The following is a 9848-nucleotide window of genomic DNA, read 5'->3' on the forward strand; positions in this document are numbered from 1 at the left end:
CCCGGAAACCCGTGCCCCATGCCGCCCGCCGACCCCACCCTCAACCTGCAGGTTCAGACGCTGTACACCGAGCACCACGGCTGGCTGCAGGGCTGGCTGGGGCGCAGGCTGGGTAATGCCTGCGATGCGGCCGATCTGGCCCATGACACCTTCCTGCGCCTGCTCAGCCGTCAGGGCAACAGCTATTTCGGCGGTGAGCCTCGGGCATTGCTGACGCACATTGCCAAGGGCCTGGTGATAGACCGCTGGCGTCGCCAGGATGTCGAACGGGCGTATCTGCAGGCCATCGCGCATCTGCCCGAACCAGAAGTGCCGTCGGCCGAGACCCGCTGGATGATCCTCGAAACGCTGTACCGCATCGATGCCATGCTGCGCGAGTTGCCGGCGCGGGTTCGCCACGTATTCCTGCTGTCGCAACTGGACGGGCTGACCTACGCGCAAATCGCCGAACAACTGCAGGTTTCGCTGGTGACCATCAAGCGCGACATGCGCACCGCCTTCCTCGCCTGCCTGAGCATGGACGAATGAGGCCACCTATCGACCCACTGATCCTCGGCGAGGCCGCCGACTGGCTGGTGCAGCTGCAGTTGGGCGCAGCCACCGACGATGACCATCGCGCCGTCCAGGCCTGGTGCCAGCGCAGTAGCCAGCATGCCCTGGCCTGGCAGCGCGCCGAGGCCATCCTCGGTGAGTTTCGCCGTCTGCCTGCGCCGGTTACCGGGGAAACCTTGCGCCGGCTCAGCCGCCAGGGTGCGGTCAGCCGCCGCCAGGCCCTGCAGCGTCTGGGGATGTGGCTGCTGGCGGCACCAGCAGCCTGGATGGCCTGGCGCGAGGCACCCTGGCAGCAATGGGCCGCCGATGCCCGCACGGCGGTTGGCGAACAACGCTCACTGACACTGGCCGACGGCAGCCACGTACTGTTGAACACCCACACCGCCATCGATATCCGCTTCGATGCCCGGCAACGCCGTATCGCCTTGCTGGCAGGTGAAGTGCTCGTGACCAGCGCCAACGACCCGGCAACCCCGCCGCGCCCGCTGGTGGTGACCACCCCGCAGGGCCATGCGCGGGCGCTGGGCTCGCGCTTCAGCGTACGTATCGACGGCGCACTGACCCGGGTAGCGGTGTTGCAGGGCACCGTCGCCAACCGCCCGCTGCACGCCGCCGCCAGCGTGCAGCTCAAGGCGGGCGAGCGCTCCGCGTTCGATGCCGACCGTGTACTGCCCGCCACCCCGCTGGAAAACGGCGACCTGGCCTGGGAACACGGCATGCTGCTGGCGCGCGACATGCGCCTGGCCGACCTGTTGCAGGAGCTGGGCCGCTACCGCCCGGGCGTGCTGCGCTGCCACCCGGCAGTGCGCGGCCTGAAAGTGTCTGGCGCCTTTCCGGTGACCGATACCGATGCCAGCCTGCGGCTGCTGGCCGACACCTTGCCGGTAACTGTCCAGGGCCTGACTCGCTACTGGGTGACGGTCGAGCCCGTGAGCTGACCCGGGCTCAGCGCACACGGGAATCAACGACAGGCTTTTTGATACCTTTTCCGGCGTCGTCCGGTGATCAGTGCAGAACCTCCCTTTTCTGCACCTACAGGACCCTCGCCCAATGCCCCATTTGCCTTTCAAGGCACTGAGCCTTGCCATCGCCATGGCCGCCCTGGCACCGGCGGCGATCGCTGCCGACGCCACCACCCGCGACTATCACCTGGCCGCTGGCCCGCTGGCCGATGTGCTGGCACGCTTCGCCGCCAATGCCGGGGTGCCCTTGTCATTCGACCCGGCGCTGCTTCAGGGCAAGCAAAGCCAGGGCCTGCAGGGCAGTTTCAGTGTGCCGGAGGGTTTTGCTCGCCTGCTGGCCGGCAGTGGCTACAGCCTGATCAGCACCGGCAGCGGGGGCTACACACTGGCGCCGGCAGTGGACCTGGGCAGTGCCCTGGAGCTGGGCGCCACCACCATCAACAGCAACCTGGCCGCCAGCGGCGATACCTGGCAAGGCGGCCAGGTGGCGCGTAGCGCACGCCTGGGTGTGCTTGGGGAACAGCCGACCAGTGATGTACCGTTCAGCGTCACCAGCTACACCGCCAAGACCATTGCCGATCAACAGGCGCGTACCCTGGGTGATGTGTTGCTCAATGACGCGGCAGTGCGCCAGTCGGCAGGCTTTGGCAATTTCTCGCAGGTGTTCACCATCCGCGGGCTGCCACTGAGCACTGACGACATCAGCTACAACGGCCTGTACGGCGTGCTACCGCGGCAGATCATCACCACCGAAGCACTCGAGCGCGTCGAGGTGTTCAAGGGCCCGAACGCCTTTCTGAACGGCGTCGCCCCCCAGGGCAGCGGTATTGGCGGTGCGGTCAACCTGGTTCCCAAGCGTGCCGCAGACACGCCAACCCGCCACGTCAGCCTCGATTATGCCACCGGCGCCAATGTCGGCGGCCACCTGGACCTGGGCCAACGGTTTGGTGAAGACAACCGCTTCGGCGCCCGTATCAACCTGGCCCAGCATGACGGCGGAACGGGTGTGCACGACGAAGCACAGCACGCCACCTTGGTAGCTGTAGCCCTGGACTACCGGGGCGAACGCCTGCGCCTGTCCACCGACCTGGGTTACCAGAAAGAACGCATCAACCAGGGCCGGGCGGTGATCTACCCAACCGGCAGCAAAGTGCCCCATGCCCCCTCGGCGCGCGACAATTACGCCCAACCGTGGACCTGGTCACAGCTGGAAGACACCTACGGCATGCTCAACGCCGAATACGACCTCAACGACAACTGGGTGCTTTATGCCGGTGCCGGGGCCAAGCACACTCGCGAAAACGGCGAATACTCCTCGTTGTACGTCAGCGACGCCATCGGCACTGCGCGGGGTGGCTACCTCTATTCACCACACGATGAGGACAACAAGAGCGCCATGGCCGGCATCAATGGCCAGTTCGCCACGGGGCCGGTCAGCCATCGGCTCAACGTCGGGCTTTCGGGCATGTGGGGCGAACAACGTTCGGCTTACGCCGCAGTTGCCGCTGCCAACCGCTATGCCACCGACCTGTACCACCCGGTCAAGGTGCAGCGCCCGACCAATACGTATACGGGCAGTGACCTGCACGACCCGCGTATCGTGGGCAAGAACCGTGTCAAGAGCGTGGCGATGTCCGACACCCTTGGCTTTGTGGATGACCGTGTGCTGCTGACCCTGGGCGTGCGCCGGCAATCGATCGGTGTCGACGGCTGGTCTACCGCTAGCGGTGAGCGCAACGCCAACTATGACGAGTCGGTGACCACGCCGGTCTATGGCCTGGTGCTCAAGCCGTGGGAGCATGTGTCGTTCTACGCCAACCGCATCGAGGGCCTGGCACAAGGCCCCACTGCCCCGTCGAGCGTGACCAATGCCAATGAAGTGTTCCCGCCCAGGCGCAGCAAGCAGGTCGAGGCCGGGGTCAAGCTGGACTGGGACAGCTTTGGTGCAACGCTTGGCCTGTACCGCATCGAGCAGCCCAACAGCACCACGTTCCGCAGCGCCGGTGCCGAGCGCGACACCTTCAGCATGGACGGCGAGCAGGTCAACAAAGGGGTGGAATTGAATGTGTTCGGCGAGCCAGTGCACGGCTTGCGCCTGCTGACCGGTGCAGTGTTCATGCACACCGAGCTCAAGAACACTGCCAATGGCGCCAACGACGGCAACCGTGCGCCGGGCGTGCCGCGCTTCCAGTACAACCTGGGCGCGGACTGGGACGTTCCAGGCATCGCCGGCGCGGCATTGAATGCGCGGGTGTTGCGTACCGGCGGCCAGTACGTCAATGCCAGCAACAGCCTGAACATCCCGGCCTGGACCCGGGTCGACCTCGGCGCACGTTACCGTTTCAAGCTGGATGAGCAATGGGTGACCTTGCGGGCCAACCTGGAGAACGTCGCCAACAAGGCCTATTGGGCGTCGGCCTCGACCACCAACAACTACCTGACCCAAGGCACACCACGGGTGCTGCGCTTGTCCGCCAGCGTAGACTTCTGACGCCCCCGTCAGCCAGCAGCCCCGGCCCTTTAGCGGGTAAACCCGCTCCCTTGTGGGAGCGGGCGTGCCCGCGAACACCGGCGCAGCCGGTGCCAGCCACCGCGTCGGGTTCTGTGCCACCCGCGAATACGGTGCTACCGGCAACGCACAATATGCTCAAAACCAAAGCCTGCACCTAGCAGCACCAAGCGCCGCTCAAGTACAGTCTTCCCCATGAACAAATACGCCCCACACGCGTGGCTACCCCACGAAAAGCCCACCTTGCCAGGCTCCCCCTCCACGCCTTTGCATTCGCCAGCCAAACGCCTGGCGTATGGCGTGGTCGGCCTGCTGGTAGCCATTACCGGTGGCTTGGGCAACGCGCTGGTCACCGCCAACCTGATGTTCCTGCAAGGCGCGCTAGGTGCCACCACGGCGGAAATGGCGTGGCTGCCAGCGGCCTACGTGATGACCAACGTGTCCATGAACCTGCTGTTGGTTAAATTCCGCCAACAATTCGGCTTGCGCGCCTTCACCGAGGTGTTCCTGGTCCTATACGTCCTGGTCACCTTCGCCCACCTGCTGGTCAACGACCTCAACTCGGCCATCGCCGTACGCGCGGCCCACGGCATGGTGGGGGCGGCGCTCAGCTCACTGGGGCTGTACTACATGATCCAGGCCTTCCCCGCCCAATGGCGGTTGAAGGCCATGGTACTGGGCCTGGGCGCTTCGCAGCTGGCATTACCCCTGGCGCGGATCTTTTCCGAAGACTTGCTGCAGATAGCCGAATGGCGCGGGCTGTACCTGTTCGAGCTCGGCCTGGCCCTGGCGGCACTGGGCTGTGTCCTGCTGCTCAAGCTGCCGCCCGGTGACCGCTTCAAAACCTTCGAGCCACTGGATTTCCTGACCTTCACCCTGATGGCCAGCGGTACCGCCCTGCTTTGTGCCGTGCTGTCGCTGGGGCGCATCGACTGGTGGCTGGAGGCCCCGTGGCTCGGCGTGGCGCTGGCGGCATCGATTGCGCTGATGCTCAGCGGCCTGGCCATCGAACACAACCGCCGCAACCCGTTGCTGATGACCCGCTGGCTTGGCAGTGGCGCCATCATCCGTCTGGCCCTGTGCGTGGTGCTGATCCGCATGGTCACCTCGGAGCAATCCACAGGCGCGGTAGGCTTCCTGCAGGCCTTGAACATGAGCAGCGAGCAGATGCGCAGCCTGTACTGGATCATGCTGCTCGGTGCCGTGGCGGGCCTGGCCAGCAGTGCCCTGACCATAAATCCCAACCACCTGATCATCCCGCTGTTCGTGTCCTTGCTGGCCATGGCCGTCGGTGCATTCATCGACAGCGGTTCCAGCAACCTCACGCGCCCGGCACAAATGTACTTCAGCCAGTTTCTGCTGGCCTTTGGCAGTACCTTCTTCCTGGGGCCGTCGATGGCCCTGGGTATCAGCCATGTGCGCGCCAACCCCCGTAACCTGGTCAGCTTTTCGGTGCTGTTCGGCATCTGCAACAACGTTGGCGGCCTGGTTGGCGCGGCACTGCTCGGCACCTTCCAGACCTGGCGGGAGAAGTTCCACTCCAGCCACCTGATGGACCACCTGAGTTATTTGGAACCACTGGTCAACGCCCGCGTACAAAGCGGTGCAGCAGCTTACAGTGGCATCCTCGCCGACCCGGCCCTGCGCACCGAAGCCGGCATGCGCCTGCTGGCCACGGCCGCCAGCCGCGAAGCCAATGTCATGGCCTACAACGATGTGTTCGTACTGATCGGCAGCATCGCCATACTGACCATGATCTGGATCTGCATCCGTAGCACCTGGCTCTGGTACTCGAAACGCCAGGCCACCACCACCGACTCCACCCCCGGCGTGCCCACCCGATGACCGACGACACCCGTACCACGACCACCACCGCCATCGCCGAAACCCCGGAAGGCGCCACGCCGCCCAGCGAGCCGGGTAGCCCGGTACGCACGCGGCGGGTGCGGTTGCTGTCCTCGATCTGCTTTGCCGCCGTGGCCCTGGCAGGTGTTCTGCTGGTGCTGTATGCCTGGCGCCTGCCGCCCTTCAGCAGTGCCATCGAAAGCACCGAAAACGCCCTGGTGCGCGGGCAGGTCACCCTGATAGGCCCCCAGCTCAGTGGTTACATCGTCGACGTGCCCGTGCACGACTTCCAGTTCGTCAAGGCCGGCGACCTGCTGGTGCAACTGGACGACCGTATCTACAAGCAGCGCCTGGCCCAGGCCCTCGCCCAGTTGCAGCAGCAACAGGCAGCCCTGGCCAACAACCTGCAACAGCGCAAGAGCGCCGAAGCCACCATTGCCCAGCGCCAGGCCGCCATTGGCGATGCCCAGGCCCAGGCGGCCAAAGCCAAGGCCGACCTGCGCCGCAATCAGGCGCTGGTCAGCGACGGCTCGGTTTCCCGCAGCGAACTGGACGTGACCCGCGCCAACGAGGCAGCTGCCGTCGCCAGCCTGGCCCAGGCCAAGGCCGCGCTGGAAATCGCCCGCCAGGACCGGGAGACCGTGGTGGTCAACCGGGCTGCGCTCGAAGCGGCTGTGGAAAACGCCAGGGCCACCGTGGAGCTGGCGCGCATCGATCTCGACAACACCCGGGTTACCGCCCCGCGTGACGGCCAACTGGGGCAGATCGGCACGCGCCTGGGTGCTTATGTCAATTCAGGTGCACAGTTGATGGCGCTGGTGCCCGACACCCTGTGGGTCATCGCCAACATGAAGGAAACCCAGATGGCCAATGTGCGCATCGGCCAACCCGTGAGCTTTACCGTGGACGCGCTGAACCACCTGAAGCTGTACGGGCACGTGCAGCAGATTTCGCCGGCCACCGGTTCGGAGTTCGCCTTGCTGCAGGCCGACAATGCCACCGGCAACTTCGTCAAGATCGCCCAGCGGATACCGGTACGGATCACCGTGGATGCCGACCAGCCACCCGCTCGGCAGTTGCGGCCGGGGATGTCGGTGGTGGTCAGTATCGATACCCGGGTGCAGCCTTAGCTGCCGGGCGCAGTTGCCTGGCTGCCTGCGGCGTCTCGTCGCAGGGCCAGGCCCCTTGGGCAAACCCTCGCAACCCCGTAGAATCGCGCTTCCTTTTCGCCCGTCGCCGTCAACGGTGGCAACCAGCAGCAATGACAGAGTCCGTGCCTGAACACATGCTCACCATGTGAAATAGGCTCAACCCTCCCCGCCCGGCCCCATCCCCTACGGCCCAGCGGTTGAGTCTTGCCCAGGTCGCATCCGTGCAGCTACTCGCCCCTTGCGGGGTCGAGCCGGTGTGCGCGTCCGAAAAGGCGCTCATTCCGCTCATCCAACCAGAGGTACCTATGTCTCCGCGTTTGCTGGCCATGGCGCTGGCGCCCCTGCTCGGGCTGTTCATCATCGCCCTGGGCAACGGCTTCATGTCTTCCCTCACCACCCTGCGCCTGGGCGCTGCCGGTGAGTCTGCCACCACCATTGGCATCGTTTCGTCGACCTACTTCATCGGCCTCACACTGGGCGCCATCTTCAACGACCGGCTGATCCTGCGCATCGGCCACATTCGCGCCTATACCAGCTTCGCCTCGCTGATTGCCGTGACCATCTTGCTGCAGGGCTTGTTCTACGACGTGACCTGGTGGTCGGTGCTGCGCCTGATCAACGGCTGGGCCGCCGTGGGCGTGTTTCTGGTGATCGAAAGCTGGCTGCTGCTGGCCGGCGACGCGAAAATCCGCGGCCGCCTGCTGGCGCTGTACATGATCGCCTTCTATGGCGCCGGGGTCATCGCCCAGGCCGGCCTGGGGGAGATCACCCAGTTGGGCGATACCGCGCCGTTCATGCTGGCCGGCGTGCTCGCCGCGCTGTCGGTGCTGCCCATCGTGATCCTGCCGCGGGTATCGCCCTTGCTGGAGCAGGTCGAACCCCTCAAGCCCCGGCAGTTGCTGGGCGTGGCCCCCTCGGGCCTGGTGGGTTGCTTCGGCTCGGGCGTCGCCATCGCCGGCATCTATGCCCTGCTGCCGCTGTACCTGCAACGCATCGGCCTGGAGGTGGGCGAAGTCGGCAACATGATGGCCTGGGTCATCCTTGGCGCCATGCTGTTGCAGTACCCGGTCGGGCGCTGGTCGGACCGCAAAGACCGCCTGGACGTACTGCTGGCGCTGGCCGCCTTGTGCGTTGTGCTGTCACTGGTCACGGTGTTCCTGCCCTCGGACTCGTTCCTGCTGCCGGCCATGCTGTTCCTGTTGGGCGGTGGCGTGTTCACCCTGTACCCGGTCGCGGTCAGCCATGCCGCCGACCGCGCACCGTCCGATGCGCTGGTGCCGATGATCCAGGGCTTGCTGCTGATCAACTCACTGGGCTCGGCCATGGCACCGGTGGCCATTTCGCCGATGATGACCGAGTTTGGCGAGGCCGGACTGTTCTGGGCGTTTGCCGTGGTCAACCTGGCCATGCTGTGCTTCTTCATGTGGCGCCGTGGCAAGCGCCCGGCGGCAGAACACCCGGCGCCCTTCGCCGCCTCGACCACGTTCTCGCCCACCGGTGCCGAACTGCGGGTAACCGAAGACCTGATGCATGCCGCGCAAGAGCATCCGCCGCTGGAGCCCGCCGACCCTGCACCGCCTGCCCAGAGCCAGGCCCACTGAGCCAACGGGCTGCCATGCAGCCCGGTTGTCTACCCCACCAACCCTCGCACACAGAAGTACAGGATCGACGGCCCCATCAGGCACCCCAAGCCGGTATGGAACGTGGCGGTCAGTGCCCCGTAAGGCACCAGCCGCCGGTCCGTCGCGGCCAACCCGGCGGTCACACCCGACACAGTCCCCGCCAAACCGCCGAACACCATTGCCGAGCGTGGGTTGTCCAGCGCCAGCAAACGGGCCGATACCGGGGTGAATACCATCACCAGAATCGCCTTGATCAAACCGGTGGCGATCGACAGGGCCATCACGTCCGAACTGGCACCCAGCGCCGCGCCGGTCACCGGGCCGACGATGTACGTCACGGCGCCGGCACCAATGGTGGTCATGCTCACCGCGTCGCGGTAACCAAAGGCGTACGCCACGCCCGCCCCGACAATGAATGGCAAGACCGTGCCGAGCAGCAGCGCCACCGCGCCGATCATCCCGGCACGGCGAGCCTCGGTGGCCTGCACCTCGAACGCCGTGGCAACGATGGCGAAGTCGCGTAGCATGGCCCCGCCCATCAGGCCGATGCCGGAAAACAGCGCCATGTCGGCCAGGCCTTTCTGGCCGCCTGTGAGGGTACCGCCCACCCAGGCCAACACCAGCCCGATGACAATGGCGATGGCCGAGCCGTGCACGCGGCCGAAGGTCAGGTACCTGGACAACAACACCGACAGCCACATGATGCCGCCCACCACCGCGAAGGCAGTGATCAGGCCGTTATGTTCCAGGGCATTATCAATGATCGGCCACATGTTCAGCGCCCTCCTGCAGGGGCAGCATGCCCATTGGCCTGGGGTGGCGCCTCGACCGCGGGGAGCGGTTCGCCGCGGTGGCTGCGGCTGATCAGTGCAATGGTCGCACCGCACACCAGCACCGCACCTATCGCAGCCAGCAGCGCCACCGGCCCGCCGTGCAGGGCAGTGACCACGTTCTGTTGCGCCGCCATGGCCACCACGACCGGAATGTACATGGCCCCCCAGAAGCCCACACCGAACTCGCACTCCTTGCTCATGCCACCGTGACGGTGCATGTAAAGGCGTGCGCAGATCAGCAGGATCATGGCGATGCCGACCCCGCCTACATTGGATTTGACGCCCAGCAGTACGCCCAGGAAGTCGCCGACGATAACCCCAGCCAGCGTACAGACCGCCAGCAGTGCCACACCATAGATGATCATTGTTGTTGT

General features: G+C 65.6%; 8 protein-coding genes. 6 read left to right on the top strand and 2 right to left on the bottom strand.

What is annotated here, in order from left to right:
* Positions 1 to 18 precede the first annotated feature (18 nt).
* The 6 genes from APH30_RS10920 (at position 19) to APH30_RS10945 (ending at position 8620) form a co-directional block, all read left to right on the top strand.
* Positions 19 to 528 (top strand): sigma-70 family RNA polymerase sigma factor, encoded by a 510-nt coding sequence (locus APH30_RS10920; protein WP_009686728.1) that lies wholly within the window; start codon positions 19 to 21, stop codon positions 526 to 528.
* Positions 525 to 1490 carry a FecR domain-containing protein gene (locus APH30_RS10925; RefSeq protein WP_054912536.1) on the top strand — a complete coding sequence of 322 codons (966 nt, stop codon included), beginning with the start codon at positions 525 to 527 and terminating at the stop codon, positions 1488 to 1490. Before APH30_RS10920 ends, APH30_RS10925 begins: the two co-directional genes overlap by 4 nt.
* Before the next feature lie 112 nt (positions 1491 to 1602).
* Entirely contained in the window at positions 1603 to 4005 is a 2403-nt protein-coding gene (locus tag APH30_RS10930; RefSeq protein ID WP_054912537.1) for a TonB-dependent receptor, read from the top strand.
* A gap of 213 nt (positions 4006 to 4218) precedes the next feature.
* Positions 4219 to 5868: an MFS transporter gene (locus APH30_RS10935; protein WP_054912538.1), complete on the top strand. Its 1650-nt coding sequence runs from the start codon at positions 4219 to 4221 to the stop codon at positions 5866 to 5868.
* Entirely contained in the window at positions 5865 to 6998 is a 1134-nt protein-coding gene (locus APH30_RS10940) for an HlyD family secretion protein (protein ID WP_054912539.1), read from the top strand. The genes APH30_RS10935 and APH30_RS10940 overlap by 4 nt, the downstream gene beginning before the upstream one ends.
* A 326-nt stretch (positions 6999 to 7324) precedes the next feature.
* The gene (locus APH30_RS10945; RefSeq protein ID WP_054912540.1) at positions 7325 to 8620 is read left to right on the top strand and encodes an MFS transporter; all 1296 of its coding nucleotides are present in this window, start codon (positions 7325 to 7327) and stop codon (positions 8618 to 8620) included.
* A 29-nt stretch (positions 8621 to 8649) separates the two neighbouring features.
* On the opposite strand, the gene madM is transcribed toward APH30_RS10945, so the two are convergent.
* Together madM and madL are read right to left on the bottom strand one after the other, a co-directional pair.
* Positions 8650 to 9414: a malonate transporter subunit MadM gene (madM, locus tag APH30_RS10950; protein WP_009686722.1), complete on the bottom strand. Its 765-nt coding sequence runs from the start codon at positions 9412 to 9414 to the stop codon at positions 8650 to 8652.
* 2 nt (positions 9415 to 9416) lie between these two features.
* Complete coding sequence (gene madL, locus APH30_RS10955) at positions 9417 to 9839, bottom strand: malonate transporter subunit MadL (RefSeq protein WP_009686721.1); 423 nt, start codon at positions 9837 to 9839, stop codon at positions 9417 to 9419.
* Positions 9840 to 9848 lie beyond the last annotated feature (9 nt).

Source organism: Pseudomonas sp. NBRC 111127 (assembly GCF_001320345.1).
GTDB lineage: Bacteria > Pseudomonadota > Gammaproteobacteria > Pseudomonadales > Pseudomonadaceae > Aquipseudomonas > Aquipseudomonas juntendi.